Genomic DNA, 16257 nt, shown 5'->3' with positions numbered 1-16257 from the left:
TCCTCAAACAATTTGGGTGCCCCGCAATACTACTAGCTTGTGCGCTTTTTTTATCTTTATGTTGGTTTTATGCTGGAAAGGAAGAAAAAATGATGGAAACAAAATTTCAAGAGCTTGCCGAGCTGCTGCAACAGCAAAATGAGCGGCTGTCAGTGGATGAAGCCCGTACTTGGGTAGAAATTTTATGGGAGGATTTCGAGGCAACACGTGCGAAAGCCGGACGTAAATATGAAGGACAAGAGATGACAGAGTCCATCGTTCGGCAATGGATTCAGCATTATGGTCAAAGATTAGATGAGTTCCTGGAACGAAATCCAAAATATCACCATTTGTTTGTACAGCGAAAACAATAAAAAAACCTGGAGAAAAGATTCTCCAGGTTTTATAATGCGGATGGATTATCGTCTGTAAATAGCTTACGCTGCAGCTTTTGCTCAGAGAAAATCCATCCTGTATACGAGCTCATAACCTGATGGTTGTCATTAATCTGAACGACGGCTTTAAAAGGGTAATGCTGGGCGCTGTTGTGGTAGCGCAAGTCAATCAACCGCAATTCGGTAAAATCATCGTACAAATTTACTTCCCAAGTGAACACGGGTGAGAAGCTGAGGAATGCGGAGATATTTTTATCTTCTCTGGCTACTTCCATTAGCTCGTTATCCGGCAATGGTTTTCGTTCGAATTCATCAATGAGACGCAGCTGCCAATTTTCTACCTTCCCGACAAAGAAACGATCAGGGGCAGTGATAGCGACACGCCAGTATCCTTGTTTCATTGTTGGGGAAGTGGCAATTATTTGAGCATCGGGTATCTTTTCCTTTACTTGCTTGATAATCCTGCGTTTATCCATGTATCGTTTCACATAATAAAGCGCCAGGATGGCATAAATGACGAGGAAGGTTATACCAGGTTCAAATCCTATCAGCCATAGGGCAATACCGATTGCATGCATCGTGAAGATGAATGGATCGAATGTGTTAATAAAGCCATAAGCAACCCAGCGCCGAGTAAATGGCCGGTAAGCCTGTGTGCCGTAAGCATTGAATACATCAACGAACACATGCAGAACTACTGCGCCGCCGGTCCATAGCCATAGATGTAGGAAGCTCACGTCTGGTATTAACACATACAAGAGAAGCGATATTGCCAATCCCCACATAATGACAGCAGGAATTGAGTGGGTAATTCCCCGGTGGTTTCGTAAATAAGAAGCGTTGTTCCGTAATTTTAGTACTGTATCAAAGTCTGGTGCCTGTGAACCAAGGATTGTGCCTGCAAGTACAGCATTGAACAAGACAGGATCTTGGTGAACAGCAGGATCGAGTGTGGCAAGCCCTCCGAGGGCTACCCCCATGACGATATGGGTACCAGTGTCCATCTGTTGAGTCCTCCTTCTGATCAAACCAAACCACCCATGATAATTATATTGTAACACGGAGCGTGAATGAATTTGGAAATAGACGATTTATATAATAAGTTTCAGCAATTTTCGATTGATTTATTTCAAGATGACTTAATTAATTGGTTTCAGCAGGAAAAACGGTCACTCCCATGGCGGGAAAACCAAGATCCGTACCGGGTTTGGGTTTCCGAAATCATGCTCCAGCAGACGAAGGTAGATACGGTTATTCCTTTTTACCACCGTTTTATGGAACGCTTTCCGACCATTCAAGCTTTAGCAGAAGCAGACGAGCAAGATGTTCTGAAAGCGTGGGAAGGTTTAGGTTACTATTCCCGAGCACGCAATCTCCAAAACGCTGTACGGGAAGTGGCGACGGTATATGATGGAAAAGTACCTGCAAACGTGGAGGAGCTAGGGGAGCTGAAAGGAGTGGGACCTTACACAAAAGGTGCTATTCTTAGTATCGCTTACGGCATTCCGCAGCCAGCAGTCGATGGTAACGTGATGCGCGTTCTTTCCAGAATATTATTCATTACAGAAGACATTGCCAAACCAAAGACGAGAAAAATTTTCGAAGCGGCAGTAGAGAAAATGATTTCGCAGGAAGATCCTTCTTCCTTCAACCAAGGGCTCATGGAACTGGGCGCCCTAATTTGTACACCGAAGAAACCAGCTTGTATGCTATGTCCGGTCCAAGAACACTGTGCTGCTTTCAAGCAAGGAATTCAGGAAGAATTACCGATTAAATCTAAAGGCAAGAAACAGCGAACAATCCCATACCTTTCTGTAGTGGCGGAAAATGAAAAAGGTGAACTGCTTATTGAACAAAGACCAGAGGAAGGCTTGCTTGCGAGTTTGTGGCAGTTTCCAATGGCTGATGCGACAGAAGTAACAATAGAGCAGCTGGCTTATTGGTTTAAACTGGAGTACGGCGTGGAGATTAAGGTGGAGGAAACATTAATGCCGGTTCGGCACGTTTTTTCGCATATCATTTGGGAGGTAATTGTGCTTCGTGCAACTGTTGTTGATGGAGAAGTACCAGATAAGGGGCAATTTGTCTCTCGTGAAGACACAGTAAATTATCCTTTTCCGGTGCCGCACCAGAAAATTCTGCAGCAAATTCATGTTTCCGAATAAACCAGATACTTTTTATTATTTTTTGGATAACAACGTCACATTCGGGAGAAAGTAATGTGGCGGAGGTGATAACATTGAACAAGAAGACACAATCTGGTACTGAGGTAAACCACGTTACTCAACAAAACCAGCAGTCTCGTCAGAAAGCAACTGGCGCTTCCAGCAGCCAGCAATTCGGAACTGAATTTGCTTCTGAAACAGACGTACAGCAGGTTCAACAGCAGAACCAGCAGTCTCGTCAGAAAGCAACTGGCGCTTCTAGCAGCCAGCAGTTCGGAACTGAATTCGCTTCTGAAACTGATGTACAGCAAGTACAGCAGCAGAACAAGCAGTCCCGTAAGTAAGGCGAATTTTGTTTGAATTGTTATTTTCGTATAGGTAATGCAGCCCCTCAGCGCACGCTGGGGGGCTATTTTATTCATAATAGGCTGTCAGCCAGCGTGTTTCATTTCCATTGTGTCTGAAATATCTTTATAATAAGAAGAAATGATCATACATATAGGAAAATAACAAAGGAAGGAAGATTCGCATGGCTGGCCCAGAGACAGGTACGAAAATTCAGATACAGAGCTATAAACATAATGGCCAGCTCCATCGGGTATGGGAGAGCAGCACAGTATTGAAGAGTACGGCAGAGATCTTGATCGGTGCCAATGATCGGACGATGGTAACGGAAAGTGACGGACGGACATGGATAACGCGTGAACCAGCCATTGTCTACTTCCATGCGAAGTACTGGTTCAATATTATCGGTATGCTGCGCACAGATGGCATTTATTATTATTGTAATATTAGTTCCCCGTATGTATGCGATGGGGAGGCGCTGAAGTATATTGATTACGATTTGGATATCAAGGTATATCCCGATATGACCTTTACGCTGCTTGATGAGGACGAGTTTAATATTCATAAGCGCCAAATGAACTATCCGCCCGAGATAGAACGGATTCTGTGGAATCAGGTGGACATCCTGATTAGCTGGATTCGGCAAGGAAAAGGTCCTTTTTCCCCAGATTTTATTGATACCTGGTATGAGCTGTTCCTAACCTACAGATAAATAACGTAAGCTACAGATCCTTGCCAGCCTCGGCAGGGATTTGTCGTTGTATACAACAGAGAGGTGATACGTTTGAGCAGTACAAAACGTTATTTACATTTTGTGAAGCCGTACAAATGGAAAATCATTTTTACGATTTTAATTGGAATAGTAAAATTTGCAATACCTTTGCTGATTCCGTTAATTTTAGGGTACGTTGTCGATCATATCGTGAATGCAGATTTAGCGATGGAAGATAAAATACAACGGCTCTTCTGGATTATTGGCGGATCATTGATTGTCTTCCTCGTCCTGCGTCCGCCAATCGAGTATTATCGTCAATACTTAGCGCAGTGGACAGGGAACCGAGTGCTTTATGATATTCGGAACAAGCTGTTTGATCATATCCAACGTTTGAGTTTGCGCTATTACTCGCAAACAAAAACAGGTGAAATTATTTCCCGGGTCATTAATGATGTCGAACAGACGAAGAACTTCATTATGACAGGACTGATGAACGTTTGGCTTGATTTGGCTACTATCATCATTGCAGTTGCTATTATGTTTACAATGGACGTATCGCTTACGCTTGTCGCGATTGTGCTATTTCCAGTATATGGTGTAGCAATTAAGTACTTCTATGAGCGCCTTCGCAGTTTGACGCGAAAACGGTCGCAGGCATTAGCCGAAGTGCAGGGTCATTTACATGAACGGGTTCAAGGGATACCGGTAACAAGAAGTTTTGCGTTGGAGGATTACGAACAACGTCAGTTTGACATACAAAACCGTAACTTCCTAGATAGCGCCATTCAGCATACGTCTTGGAATGCGAAGACATTTGCGGTTATCAACACGATCACTGATTTAGCGCCGCTTATCGTCATTGCCTATGCAGCTTACGAAGTGATACAAGGTAATTTAACTTTAGGAACGATGGTTGCTTTTGCTGGTTTTATGGATCGTGTCTACAGTCCGCTCCGCCGGCTGGCTAACTCTTCGACCACACTTACGCAAGCAGTTGCTTCGATGGATCGCGTATTTGAATTTATCGATGAGAAATACGATATCGAGGATAAACCAAATGCCGCAGAATTGAAGCATGTGGCCGGGGACGTATCGATAGAAAATGTATCTTTCCGATATAGCGAGAATGAAGAGCTTGTATTAAAGGATATCTCACTAGATGTAAAACAAGGGGAAACAGTGGCCTTTGTGGGGATGAGCGGAGGCGGTAAGTCAACGATTGTCAGTCTGATTCCGCGTTTCTATGAAGTGACGAGCGGTAGGATTACGATTGACGGGACAGATATCCGCGATGTGCAGTCTCGTTCTTTGCGCGATAAAATCGGCATGGTGCTGCAAGATAATATTTTGTTTAGTGAATCAGTCGAGATGAATATCAAGCTTGGCAGACCGGAAGCGAGCCATGAAGAAGTGGTAGCGGCTGCTGAAGCAGCAAACGCCCATGAGTTTATCGAAAATCTTTCAGAAGGATACAACACACTTGTCGGCGAACGCGGCGTGAAACTATCCGGCGGCCAAAAGCAACGTATTGCTATCGCCCGTATTTTCTTAAAGAACCCGCCGATTCTCATTTTGGATGAAGCCACTTCCGCGCTTGACTTGGAAAGTGAGCACTTGATTCAAGAAGCATTAGAGAAACTCGCATCTGACCGGACAACATTTATCGTTGCCCACCGATTGGCTACCATCACACATGCAGACCGTATTGTTGTCGTGCAAAATGGTGAAATTGTCGAGCAAGGCTCGCACGTCGACTTAATGGCACTCCAAGGGAACTATTTCAATTTGTATCAAATTCAACATCTGGACGATCATTCTACATTAACTACAGAAAAAGGATAGATGAGCAGGGAGACCTGTTTTTATCTATCCTTTTTTTGTCCTAATGAAGTTGATTTTTGCTCTGGGGAATTCTTTTTATATAATTAATATAAGTGCACGCAGATTTAAGAGGGGGCTAAATACAATGAGGAAAGTGGAAGTGTTTTCGTATAATGAGATTTGGGAGCAGATATTTATTAACGAAGCAAAAATACTTAAAACCATTTTCGGAAATCAGCTTGCCGCCATTCACCACATTGGAAGTACATCAGTTCCAGCATTAAAGGCCAAACCAATAATCGATATAATGCCAATTGTTAAAGATATTAAAATTGTTAACAGTTTTAATGAAAAGATGATTCAGCATGAATATAATCCTAAAGGAGAAAACGGAATCATGGGCAGAAGATACTTTGAAAAAGGCGGAGATAATCGTACGCACCATGTACATATTTATCAAGATGGGAGTGATGAGATAAAACGGCATTTAGTTTTTCGGGACTATTTACGAACACATCCAGAAGCTGCAAAACAATATGGAGAGCTTAAGGAAGAATTAGCTAAAAAATTCCCATATAATACACACTTATATAGTAGTGGGAAGGAGCAGTTTGTAAGAGAGACAGAAGAAAAAGCATTGGAATGGTATAGAAGAGAACAAATCAAAACGTATTAATGGTTAACAATAAAATACACCACCCGATAAGAGAGTGATGTACTTCATTGCTATTCCTTAGGCATGACTACCGTAGAATCTTCATTGTGATACTGCAAGTAACTGTTCAGCAGTCGTTTCAAGTGGTCAAGCTCTCGATGGTATTCCATCAATCGGGAAGAGAGCGGAAGGAAGAGCATTTTCTCCTCGTTCTCCTTGTTTTCGAATACATGGATTAACAGATCGACAAGAGCTGGAATATCAGGATCAAGTGTTTCTCTTAACGTGCTCTCATCTTGCTGCAGCTTAATCCGCCCCATTGCACTTAAGATAAGTTTTTCATGCGACATAATGGCTTTATCAAGTTCTTCTACAAATGTATCGCTTGAGCGTGTTGGCAAATCGTTCATCTTATCGCCTAGATTATAGACTTCTTCCAAGATACCGTGTGATTGTTTCAAGGTCGTAATAAGCTGACGGATGACGACTAACTTACGTGCTTTCACGAGTTTTTGCTTCTTCGTGTATGTGCGTTCTTCTTGGAAGCGGGTATAGATATCATCTATTTTGCCAATCTCAGCTTGTATTCTTGCGATTTCATCCTTTAAAGCGGGCTGGTCAGACCAGCTGCGTGTCGCGACGCGCAGCCATTGCAGAATCTCTGTGCTGAATTGATCGATCTTCTGTAGTAATACCACTTCATATTTAGGTGGCAAAAATACTAAATTCACGAAGAAAGCGGAAAGAATACCTAGTGTCAATGTAGAGAAACGGAGCATAGCGAAAGGAAGAAAGTCTATACCGCTGTTATTCTCCATCACTGCAACGAGTGATACGATTGCAATGACACTTTCCTTTATCTTCAAGCTTACACAAAGTCCAATTGTTAAGATGGCCGATACACCTATAATAATCGGCTCCGTACCGAATGTGTAGAACATCGTAATGGCGACAACGAGTCCGACAACATTCCCTTTAACTTGATCCATGAGCCCGATATAAGATTGATAAACAGACTGCCGCATCGAAAAGGCAGCTCCAATAGCGGCGAATACGGGTGTCAAGTTAAGTAAAGTTGCTGCATATAAGGCAAGTGTAATTGCCACGCCAGTTTTTAACATTCTGGCACCAAGTTTCATGCTCGGATCCTCCGATCTTTCTCTTGAAAGACTATTCTATATGATGTTACACGAATGCTCCTAGATAATAAAGTATTAACTGCAGAATTATTTCATACCAAAAAGGCACCAGCGAAAGTGCTGATGCCTTTTAGAATACCCTTATTTCATTTGCTCAAAGCTTGTTTTTACAGCTTTTAATGTTTGTTCGATATCTTCTTCTGTATGAGCTGTCGTAAGGAACCATGCTTCATACTTAGAAGGAGCGAGATTGATACCCTGTTCTAGCATGAGCTGGAAGAACTGTGCGAATTTATCACCGTCTGAATTGGAAGCTTGTGCATAATTTATGATTTTCTCGTCCGTAAAGTAGACAGTAAGCGCACCCTTCAAGCGGTTAACAGTTATCGTGACGCCTGCATCGGCAGCGTGCTGCTTAATGCCTGCTTCCAATTTCGCGCCAAGTTCTTCAAAGCGATCGTATACACCTGGCTGCTGAAGTACTTCCAGGCAAGCAATTCCCGCTGCCATAGACGCTGGGTTTCCAGCCATCGTACCTGCCTGATAAGCAGGGCCTAGCGGTGCAACTTGCTCCATGATTTCTTTTTTACCACCGTAGGCACCAATTGGCAAACCGCCGCCGATAACTTTCCCCATAGCCGTAAGGTCCGGTTCAACGCCGAGCAGCTGCTGTGCGCTGCCGTATGTAAAGCGGAAAGCTGTAATAACTTCATCGTAAATAACGAGAGCACCTTTTGCATGTGCATATTCATTTACTTTTTCAAGGAATCCAGGTTCCGGTGTTACAATACCGAAGTTGCCGACAATTGGTTCTACAAGAACACCGGCAATCTCATCGCCCCATTTTTCCAAGGCATCATGCAATGCTTCTGGATCATTGAAAGGAACTGTAATCATATCGGCTGCTATGGATGCCGGAACACCTGCAGAGTCGGGGGTGCCTAATGTGGATGGACCGGAGCCCGCTTCCACAAGGACAGGGTCGGAATGGCCATGATAACAACCGGCAAACTTGATCAGCTTGTTGCGGCCTGTGTAAGCACGTGCTACTCGGATTGTTGTCATAACCGATTCGGTACCAGAGTTAGTGAAGCGGACTTTGTGCAAGGAAGGGATTGCTTCCTTCAGCATTTGAGCGAATTGGTTCTCTAGGCGAGTTGGCGTTCCGTATAGCACACCGTTTTGGGCGGCTTTGGTAATGGCTTCTGTGATGTGCGGGTGCGCATGTCCCGTAATAATTGGACCGTATGCCGCCAGATAATCAATATATTTATTGCCATCAACATCCCAGAAATAAGCACCTTCTGCTTTTTCCATATAAACGGGCGAGCCGCCGCCAACCGCTTTAAATGAGCGGGAAGGGGAGTTAACGCCGCCAACAATATGCTGTAGCGCTTCTTTATGTAATTGTTCTGATTTTGTTTTATTCATGTAGGAAAACCTCCGTATCTTTCTCTATTCCAGTATAGCATATGCGATAGAAAGCTTCGAAAAAAGCAGCTTGCTGTACATAGTATGGACAGGCTGCTCGTAAACTGATAGTGCGGAGGGATGAACATGGTATTTGTGCTGGTGATTTTTATATTCATTGCCTTGATTGGCTGCATGTATTCCTTTTTTAAACATGAAGTAAAAGCTTCTTCTATGTTTTCAATAGATTTGTTTTTGTCCTTATTGTTTCTCTATATCAGCGTGATGCTTGCTTTTGGTTTAATCTATTTTATGCTGTCTATTGAGGGCATTGTTTTAGCAGAAGGTGGCGATTTGATTGACTCTTCATTGGCAGGATCCTTGCTGCATTCCATTTATTTCAGCGGTGTCACGCTGCTCACTGTCGGCTACGGGGATATCCTGCCCGTCGGGTTCGGCCGTTTACTCGCCTTAATAGAAGCACTAATTGGCTACTTACTTCCTTCAGGTCTTGTGCTGAAAGTATGGCAGCATACGGTCGTGCGCCAGCGGATGAAGGGTGAAGGAGAATAGTTGTGCTCTTGTTCTAAATCGGATACGCTAAGACATATCCGTATTAAAGGAGGCCTATTCATGACAACAGAAATCGGCAAAGCAGCCCCAAGCTTTACGCTGCCAGCAACAAATGGCGATACTGTATCGCTGCAAGACTTCAAAGGCAAAAACATTGTGCTTTACTTCTACCCGAAAGACAACACACCAGGCTGTACAACGGAAGCGTGCAGTTTCCGTGACAACCATGAGAAGTTTACGGACTTGAATGCAATTATCATCGGAGTCAGCCCAGACCCGATTGAAAGTCATGAGAAATTCATCAATAAATTTGATTTGCCATTCCTATTGCTTGCAGACGTGGAACACACTGTGGCAGAGGACTATGAATGCTGGAAGCTGAAAAAGAACTTCGGCAAAGAATATTACGGCATTGAGCGCTCCACTTTTATCATTGATAAAGAAGGAAAACTGCAGAAGGAATTCCGTAAAGTAAAAGTTGATGGCCATACAGAAGAAGCGCTTGCGTTTATCCGAGATAATTTACAATAAGAAAGGGCGATCCAATGTACATACGTTGGATCGCTTTTTTGTTATGATGGAAAATAAAGGGGGAGATAATGTGAGAGATCCGCGTCTAAATAAGCTGGCTAAGCTGTTGTTATCGCATAGTTTAAAGCTTGAAGAAAAAGAGAAAGTAATTATTCACGCTGTACCATCAAGTAAGCCGCTCGTAAAGGAGATCTTGAAGGAAGCCTATGCACTTGCAGCTATTCCGTTTTTATATTGGGATGACGAAGAAACAAATCGTATTATAATGGAGCATGCTCCTGACGAACAGTTTCGCTTAACAGGCAAATGGGACTTAGAGCAGTTCAAGGATACAGATGCACTGCTTGTCATCCGCGGCGAAGCAAATGATGCTGAATATGCTAGCATCAGGAACGAACAGTTCGTCAAGCGGGGGAAATTAATGAAGGCATCAGATGATTATCTGTATGAAAATCAGAAGTGGGTGCTTTTTGAGTATCCGACACCAGGTGCAGCTAAAAAGGCAAAAATGAATTTTGACGCGTTTTATGATTATGTTCTTAATGTAAGCACGGTGGATTATGACGCAATGCATCGGGCGCAGCAGCCTTTAAAGGAATTGATGGAAAAAACGGACAAGGTGCGCATAGTCAGCCCAGGAACTGATTTAACTTTTTCTATAAAAGATATTCCTGCTGTTATCTGTGCGGGATCGCATAATGTGCCGGATGGAGAAGTATATACAGCCCCTGTCAAAAACAGTGTCAATGGCAAGATTACATATAATACGCCAAGTCCATATCAAGGAATTTTCCATCAGCAAGTATCTTTCACATTCAAAGATGGGAAAATAATAGAAGCAACATCTGATCAAACAGATAAACTGAATGAAGTGCTTGATACAGATGAAGGTGCGCGTTACATTGGCGAGTTTGCTCTAGGGTTGAATCCGGCAATTAAGGAGCCGATGGGGAACATTTTATTTGATGAGAAAATCGGAGGAAGTCTGCATTTTACACCAGGTGACAGCTATGATGAAACGGAAAACGGCAACAGCTCTTCGGTTCACTGGGATTTGGTACTCATCCAGCGTCCGGAATATGGAGGCGGGGAGATTTATTTTGATGATGTGCTAATCAGAAAAGACGGAATATTCGTGATTAATGAATTGAAAGGTCTCAATCCGTGACAAGTGCTTATACCAGGGGCTCGCACTGTGCATAAAGTACAGTACGAAACCTCCCCTACATGATAGTTGCTCAGACGTTTATCGTCTGAGCTTTTTTTATGAAGGGATGCTGCTTTTCGTACAGAAAGGAAAAGAGGTATAGTAGAAGAAAGAAAACAAACACTTTTGGAGGGGATACATATGCAAGTTCTTGTAGCGTTGAAAGTAGATCAGCAAATGAAGCGGCATTTTGAGACTTCTTATCCAAGTGTAACATTCCATTTCAGTACAGAAAAAGACGAAGTGGCTGAGCTAATCAAGAAAGCAGAGATACTAGTAACCGGCGGAAGAGGGGCAGACGAAGATTCCATTCGCACAGCAGATAAGCTGAAGTGGGTTCATGTCATTTCTGCTGGAGTCGATACCATGCCGCTTGAATTGATGCATGAAAAAGGTATCATGCTGACGAACGCAAATGGCATACATCGTATACAAATGGCTGAATACGCGATTTCTTCTATTCTAGCAGTAGCTCGTAAAGAGCGTGACTATCTGAAAAAACAGGAAGAGCACGTGTGGGATAAAGAGCTGAAGATTGATGAAATCACCGCAAAAAAACTCGTAGTAGTCGGAGCTGGCGCTATTGGGCAGGAAGTGGCGCGCTTAGGGAAGGCCTTTCGTATGCATACAATTGGCGTGAGCCGCAGCGGCTCGCCGAAAGAACACTTTGATGAAGTGTATAAACAGACTGAGATTGAAACAGTATTGCCGCACGCAGATTACTTAATTTCCATTCTTCCAAGTACAAAAGAAACAAAGTACTTCTATAAGAAAGAACACTTTGATCAGATGCCTAAGCACGCGGTATTCCTGAATATGGGTCGTGGAGACGCAGTAGCGACCGATGTCTTGCTTGAAGCATTGAATCAAGGCAAGATAAAAGCAGCCGTACTAGATGTGTTTGAGGAAGAACCGCTTCCGGAGGATCATCCATTCTGGGATCATAATCGTGTCATCTTAACTCCGCATATGGCGGGTCAATCTCCTCATTATATGGAACGAGCAATGGATATCTTTGAGCAGAACTTAGGCCTCTATACCGACGACACAGCGGAAAAACAGTATATAAATAAAATTGATTTGAACAGAGGATACTAATGAAAATCTACACAAAAACAGGTGATAAGGGCGATACGTCTCTTATCTATGGCGCTCGTGTTTCCAAAAATCATCCGCGGGTGGAAGCGTATGGCACATTGGATGAAGCGAATGCGGCAATCGGCACAGCAGTCAGTCTGCTGACAGCAGAAAATGAATCACTTATGAAATCATTGCAGCGCGTGCAGACACTGCTGTTTCATGCCGGAAGTGAATTGGCAACGCCAGCTGATAAAGAAGTACATTGGAAGCTAGCGCCGAAGCACACCGAGATGCTGGAAAAAGAGGTGGATCAATGGACGGCCGAACTGCCGCCGTTGAAGCAATTCATTCTGCCGGGCGGCTGTCCAAGTGCTGCTGCACTGCACCAGGCGAGAACAATCGTAAGGCGAGCAGAACGGTTAATTGTATCTATGGAAACAGACGCGCGCACGGAAGAAGTCATTCGTTTTGTTAATCGATTGTCGGATTATCTTTTTACAGCGGCTAGGTATGCTAATCTTCTGCATGAGACAGATGAGATACTGCTCGTACCGGATATTTGATTCGCACTATGTTTTTTTATTGACAAGATAAGGGAGACGGCTTTACAATTTAGAAGAAGTATAATGTAATAATAGTCATCGTTTAGACAAATGTATTATCTACAAGTGAAAGCGAGGTGCATGACGGTGTCTGAACAGAGATTACAAGCAGCAGTGGAGCGACTAAAAGAATCTGGCGTCAGAATAACACCACAGCGTCATGCGGTGCTTGAGTTCTTGCTGAATTCCAAGATCCATCCTACCGCTGATGATATATATCGAGCGCTGGAGGATAAGTTTCCGAATATGAGCGTGGCGACGGTTTATAATAACCTTCGCGTATTCCGTGAGAACGGTCTGGTGCGAGAATTAACATATGGAGATTCCTCCAGCCGATTCGACTGTGATACGGAAGAACATTACCACTTGATTTGTGATCAATGTGGCAAAATCGTCGACTTCCATTACCCAAGCCTTTATGAAGTAGAGAAACTCGCTGCCCAGGTGACAAACTTTGATGTAACCCATCACCGTTTGGAACTGTATGGTACGTGCCCGGATTGTCAGCAAACAACCAAGCATTAACCTCAGCGGATTTCTTCTATAGATAGAAAAGCCTTTGTCACTTTTTTCGTGATGAAGGTTTTTCTTTTTGTCATTTTGAAAAGGAATTTGAAGAAGTATGTTGAATTATTACTAAAATATATAGAAAAGAGCAGCGGAGGGATTTGCCTTGGAGAACATTCTTCGACCAATTTATCAAGAACGTGCAAGTATGCCGAATACACTTGGAATCATCTTAGTAGAGAAGACACGCCCGAATAGCCCGACAACCGATAACTTTGATATGATCCTGCTTATCATTGTAAAAGATGCTAAGGAACCATGGTATACGAAGCATTACAGTTATGAAGGAAGGATTGCTGCGATGCATATTGTCGAAGAGTCACTGCTTCAATACTGGATTGATACAAGTACATATAGACGTGCGGTTGAATGGATCTTCGAGGGAAAAGTCGTTTTCGATCGGAATGAATATATCGATAACTTAAAACATGAGCTGGCAAGCTTTCCTTATGAGAAGCGTAAACTGAAGATGACAATCGAGTTTGCGAAACTGATTCGTGCTTATGCAGAAACAAAGGATCTTCATGACAGCGGACAATATTTAGATGCTTACACAAGGATGGTCAGATGTCTGCATTATCTAGCACGGCTTTCGATTATTGAAAAAGGACATCATCCGGAAGTAACAGTTTGGAATCAAGTGCGTAGAATAGATTCGGAAGTATATAAGCTTTGCGAAGAATTCATTCAAAGCAATGAAGAGACGGATCAACGGGTGCAGCTGATGCTGCTTGCTGTCAATGTAGCTATCAATGCCAGATCACACTCCGCAGCGCATCATTTACTGAACGTTATGCGTATGAAGGAAGAAGCCTGGACTTTCGGCGAACTAAAGAACAGGCCAGAAGTAGAAGCATATGCAGCTGACTTGAGCGCACTTCTTAACTATCTGGAGGAAAAAGAGATAATTGAAGCGGTGCTGACAGAGACAAAGGGGAAAGCGATTTACCATCGGGAGTATCAAATTAAATAAATATGATAACTAGATAGATGGGCAGCTTTTGTTCCTGAAAGCTGTCCTAATAAGAAAGAAAGCTTGTATTACGTGGTTTTGAGTGTGCTGATGTGGTAAGCTGGGAAAGCTCTATTATCGTGCTATCAATTGATTTTATGTATTTCTTAAAAAAACTGTTGACGGTGAATAAAACAGCGTGTTATATTTATATGCGTCGCCGATGAGCAACAACGGCTGACAAACAAAAATCAAAAAACATGTTGACAACGAAAATTGAAACATGATATGATGTTCTAGTCGCCAAATAAGCGACGGAACGAAATTGATCTTTGAAAACTGAACAAAACAACCAATTACGAACTAAACGACATGGTCTTTTATAAGATCAACGTCAGCGCAAGAAGCAAAGCATCACACTTTCATGGAGAGTTTGATCTTGGCTCAGGACGAACGCTGGCGGCGTGCCTAATACATGCAAGTCGAGCGCAGGAAGCTAGATGACCCCTTCGGGGTGATTCTAGTGGAATGAGCGGCGGACGGGTGAGTAACACGTGGGCAACCTGCCTGTAAGACTGGGATAACTCCGGGAAACCGGGGCTAATACCGGATAGTATTTTCTTTCTCCTGATTGAAAATGGAAAGACGGTTTCGGCTGTCACTTACAGATGGGCCCGCGGTGCATTAGCTAGTTGGTGGGGTAATGGCCCACCAAGGCGACGATGCATAGCCGACCTGAGAGGGTGATCGGCCACACTGGGACTGAGACACGGCCCAGACTCCTACGGGAGGCAGCAGTAGGGAATCTTCCGCAATGGACGAAAGTCTGACGGAGCAACGCCGCGTGAGCGATGAAGGCCTTCGGGTCGTAAAGCTCTGTTGTCAGGGAAGAACAAGTACGAGAGTAACTGCTCGTACCTTGACGGTACCTGACCAGAAAGCCCCGGCTAACTACGTGCCAGCAGCCGCGGTAATACGTAGGGGGCAAGCGTTGTCCGGAATTATTGGGCGTAAAGGGCGTGTAGGCGGTTTCTTAAGTCTGATGTGAAAGCCCACAGCTTAACTGTGGAGGGTCATTGGAAACTGGGGAACTTGAGTGCAGAAGAGGAGAGTGGAATTCCACGTGTAGCGGTGAAATGCGTAGATATGTGGAGGAACACCAGTGGCGAAGGCGACTCTCTGGTCTGTAACTGACGCTGAGGCGCGAAAGCGTGGGGAGCAAACAGGATTAGATACCCTGGTAGTCCACGCCGTAAACGATGAGTGCTAGGTGTTAGGGGGTTTCCGCCCCTTAGTGCTGAAGTTAACGCATTAAGCACTCCGCCTGGGGAGTACGGCCGCAAGGCTGAAACTCAAAAGAATTGACGGGGGCCCGCACAAGCGGTGGAGCATGTGGTTTAATTCGAAGCAACGCGAAGAACCTTACCAGGTCTTGACATCCGCTGACAACCTTGGAGACAAGGCATTCCCTTCGGGGACAGCGTGACAGGTGGTGCATGGTTGTCGTCAGCTCGTGTCGTGAGATGTTGGGTTAAGTCCCGCAACGAGCGCAACCCTTGATTCTAGTTGCCAGCATTCAGTTGGGCACTCTAGAGTGACTGCCGGTGACAAACCGGAGGAAGGTGGGGATGACGTCAAATCATCATGCCCCTTATGACCTGGGCTACACACGTGCTACAATGGATGGTACAAAGGGCAGCAAGACCGCGAGGTTAAGCAAATCCCATAAAACCATTCTCAGTTCGGATTGCAGGCTGCAACTCGCCTGCATGAAGCCGGAATCGCTAGTAATCGCGGATCAGCATGCCGCGGTGAATACGTTCCCGGGCCTTGTACACACCGCCCGTCACACCACGAGAGTTGGTAACACCCGAAGTCGGTGAGGTAACCTTTTGGAGCCAGCCGCCGAAGGTGGGATCAATGATTGGGGTGAAGTCGTAACAAGGTAGCCGTATCGGAAGGTGCGGCTGGATCACCTCCTTTCTAAGGATAAATTGGAAAAGGTGAAGTGACTGTTCAAAAGCGTACGGATAGACCAGATCGGTTACAGATTCCTGGTTTTGGAGTCTGGAAACGAGATGAACTATACGCTAGCTTTTAGGAGCGGAACCTAGACAATTG

Annotated in this window: 16 protein-coding genes and 1 rRNA gene; 14 read left to right on the top strand and 3 right to left on the bottom strand. The window is 44.1% G+C overall.

Annotated elements, in window-relative coordinates; genetic code table 11:
- Positions 1-92 precede the first annotated feature (92 nt).
- Positions 93-353, top strand: a complete 261-nt coding sequence (locus B1K52_RS00970) for a YfhJ family protein (protein WP_077304282.1) — start codon at positions 93-95, stop codon at positions 351-353.
- Between the two features lie 29 nt (positions 354-382).
- Here B1K52_RS00970 and B1K52_RS00965 read toward each other — a convergent pair whose 3' ends face one another.
- On the bottom strand, positions 383-1378 hold the full coding sequence (locus B1K52_RS00965) for a metal-dependent hydrolase (RefSeq protein ID WP_077304279.1): 996 nt from the start codon (positions 1376-1378) through the stop codon (positions 383-385).
- Between the two features lie 66 nt (positions 1379-1444).
- Between B1K52_RS00965 and mutY the strand changes: the two genes are divergently transcribed.
- From mutY to B1K52_RS00940, 5 genes are all read left to right on the top strand, one after another.
- The gene (gene mutY, locus B1K52_RS00960; RefSeq protein WP_077304276.1) at positions 1445-2539 is read left to right on the top strand and encodes an A/G-specific adenine glycosylase; all 1095 of its coding nucleotides are present in this window, start codon (positions 1445-1447) and stop codon (positions 2537-2539) included.
- A gap of 65 nt (positions 2540-2604) precedes the next feature.
- On the top strand, positions 2605-2883 hold the full coding sequence (locus B1K52_RS00955) for a gamma-type small acid-soluble spore protein (protein ID WP_373022189.1): 279 nt from the start codon (positions 2605-2607) through the stop codon (positions 2881-2883).
- 185 nt (positions 2884-3068) lie between these two features.
- Positions 3069-3596, top strand: a complete 528-nt coding sequence (ntdP, locus tag B1K52_RS00950) for a nucleoside tri-diphosphate phosphatase (RefSeq protein WP_077304274.1) — start codon at positions 3069-3071, stop codon at positions 3594-3596.
- A gap of 72 nt (positions 3597-3668) precedes the next feature.
- Positions 3669-5441, top strand: coding sequence for an ABC transporter ATP-binding protein (locus tag B1K52_RS00945; protein WP_077304271.1), 1773 nt, complete (start codon positions 3669-3671; stop codon positions 5439-5441).
- Between the two features lie 124 nt (positions 5442-5565).
- The gene (locus B1K52_RS00940) at positions 5566-6096 is read left to right on the top strand and encodes a GrpB family protein (protein WP_077304268.1); all 531 of its coding nucleotides are present in this window, start codon (positions 5566-5568) and stop codon (positions 6094-6096) included.
- Positions 6097-6146: 50 nt separating this feature from the next.
- Here B1K52_RS00940 and B1K52_RS00935 read toward each other — a convergent pair whose 3' ends face one another.
- Complete coding sequence (locus B1K52_RS00935; RefSeq protein WP_077304265.1) at positions 6147-7214, bottom strand: FUSC family protein; 1068 nt, start codon at positions 7212-7214, stop codon at positions 6147-6149.
- A gap of 141 nt (positions 7215-7355) precedes the next feature.
- Positions 7356-8645 carry a glutamate-1-semialdehyde 2,1-aminomutase gene (locus B1K52_RS00930; RefSeq protein ID WP_077304262.1) on the bottom strand — a complete coding sequence of 430 codons (1290 nt, stop codon included), beginning with the start codon at positions 8643-8645 and terminating at the stop codon, positions 7356-7358.
- A gap of 126 nt (positions 8646-8771) precedes the next feature.
- Between B1K52_RS00930 and B1K52_RS00925 the strand changes: the two genes are divergently transcribed.
- From B1K52_RS00925 to B1K52_RS00890, 8 genes are all read left to right on the top strand, one after another.
- Positions 8772-9197, top strand: a complete 426-nt coding sequence (locus B1K52_RS00925) for a potassium channel family protein (RefSeq protein ID WP_077304259.1) — start codon at positions 8772-8774, stop codon at positions 9195-9197.
- Positions 9198-9257: 60 nt separating this feature from the next.
- The gene (gene bcp / locus B1K52_RS00920) at positions 9258-9728 is read left to right on the top strand and encodes a thioredoxin-dependent thiol peroxidase (protein WP_077304256.1); all 471 of its coding nucleotides are present in this window, start codon (positions 9258-9260) and stop codon (positions 9726-9728) included.
- A gap of 70 nt (positions 9729-9798) precedes the next feature.
- Positions 9799-10896, top strand: coding sequence for an aminopeptidase (locus B1K52_RS00915; protein ID WP_077304253.1), 1098 nt, complete (start codon positions 9799-9801; stop codon positions 10894-10896).
- A gap of 180 nt (positions 10897-11076) precedes the next feature.
- Positions 11077-12033, top strand: a complete 957-nt coding sequence (locus B1K52_RS00910; RefSeq protein ID WP_077304250.1) for a D-2-hydroxyacid dehydrogenase — start codon at positions 11077-11079, stop codon at positions 12031-12033.
- Complete coding sequence (locus B1K52_RS00905; protein WP_077304247.1) at positions 12033-12578, top strand: cob(I)yrinic acid a,c-diamide adenosyltransferase; 546 nt, start codon at positions 12033-12035, stop codon at positions 12576-12578. The genes B1K52_RS00910 and B1K52_RS00905 overlap by 1 nt, the downstream gene beginning before the upstream one ends.
- Before the next feature lie 120 nt (positions 12579-12698).
- Positions 12699-13142, top strand: a complete 444-nt coding sequence (gene perR, locus B1K52_RS00900; RefSeq protein WP_038558837.1) for a peroxide-responsive transcriptional repressor PerR — start codon at positions 12699-12701, stop codon at positions 13140-13142.
- Between the two features lie 148 nt (positions 13143-13290).
- Positions 13291-14157 carry a nucleotidyltransferase-like protein gene (locus B1K52_RS00895; protein WP_077304244.1) on the top strand — a complete coding sequence of 289 codons (867 nt, stop codon included), beginning with the start codon at positions 13291-13293 and terminating at the stop codon, positions 14155-14157.
- 400 nt (positions 14158-14557) lie between these two features.
- Positions 14558-16119: ribosomal RNA gene (locus B1K52_RS00890) — 16S ribosomal RNA — on the top strand.
- Positions 16120-16257 lie beyond the last annotated feature (138 nt).

The organism is Terribacillus halophilus (genome assembly GCF_900162685.1).
GTDB lineage: Bacteria > Bacillota > Bacilli > Bacillales > Amphibacillaceae > Terribacillus > Terribacillus halophilus_A.
Note: the sequence above shows the minus strand (reverse complement) of the source record. Positions and strands in the feature narration are given on the sequence as shown.

Coding starts and splice junctions, on each gene's coding strand:
- bcp (WP_077304256.1), top strand. CDS start 9,258: ATGACAACAGAAATCGGCAAAGCAGCCCCAAGCTTTACGCTGCCAGCA.
- perR (WP_038558837.1), top strand. CDS start 12,699: ATGACGGTGTCTGAACAGAGATTACAAGCAGCAGTGGAGCGACTAAAA.
- ntdP (WP_077304274.1), top strand. CDS start 3,069: ATGGCTGGCCCAGAGACAGGTACGAAAATTCAGATACAGAGCTATAAA.
- B1K52_RS00965 (WP_077304279.1), bottom strand. CDS start 1,378: ATGGACACTGGTACCCATATCGTCATGGGGGTAGCCCTCGGAGGGCTT.
- B1K52_RS00930 (WP_077304262.1), bottom strand. CDS start 8,645: ATGAATAAAACAAAATCAGAACAATTACATAAAGAAGCGCTACAGCAT.
- B1K52_RS00925 (WP_077304259.1), top strand. CDS start 8,772: ATGGTATTTGTGCTGGTGATTTTTATATTCATTGCCTTGATTGGCTGC.
- B1K52_RS00940 (WP_077304268.1), top strand. CDS start 5,566: ATGAGGAAAGTGGAAGTGTTTTCGTATAATGAGATTTGGGAGCAGATA.
- B1K52_RS00970 (WP_077304282.1), top strand. CDS start 93: ATGGAAACAAAATTTCAAGAGCTTGCCGAGCTGCTGCAACAGCAAAAT.
- mutY (WP_077304276.1), top strand. CDS start 1,445: ATGAATTTGGAAATAGACGATTTATATAATAAGTTTCAGCAATTTTCG.
- B1K52_RS00905 (WP_077304247.1), top strand. CDS start 12,033: ATGAAAATCTACACAAAAACAGGTGATAAGGGCGATACGTCTCTTATC.
- B1K52_RS00935 (WP_077304265.1), bottom strand. CDS start 7,214: ATGAAACTTGGTGCCAGAATGTTAAAAACTGGCGTGGCAATTACACTT.
- B1K52_RS00910 (WP_077304250.1), top strand. CDS start 11,077: ATGCAAGTTCTTGTAGCGTTGAAAGTAGATCAGCAAATGAAGCGGCAT.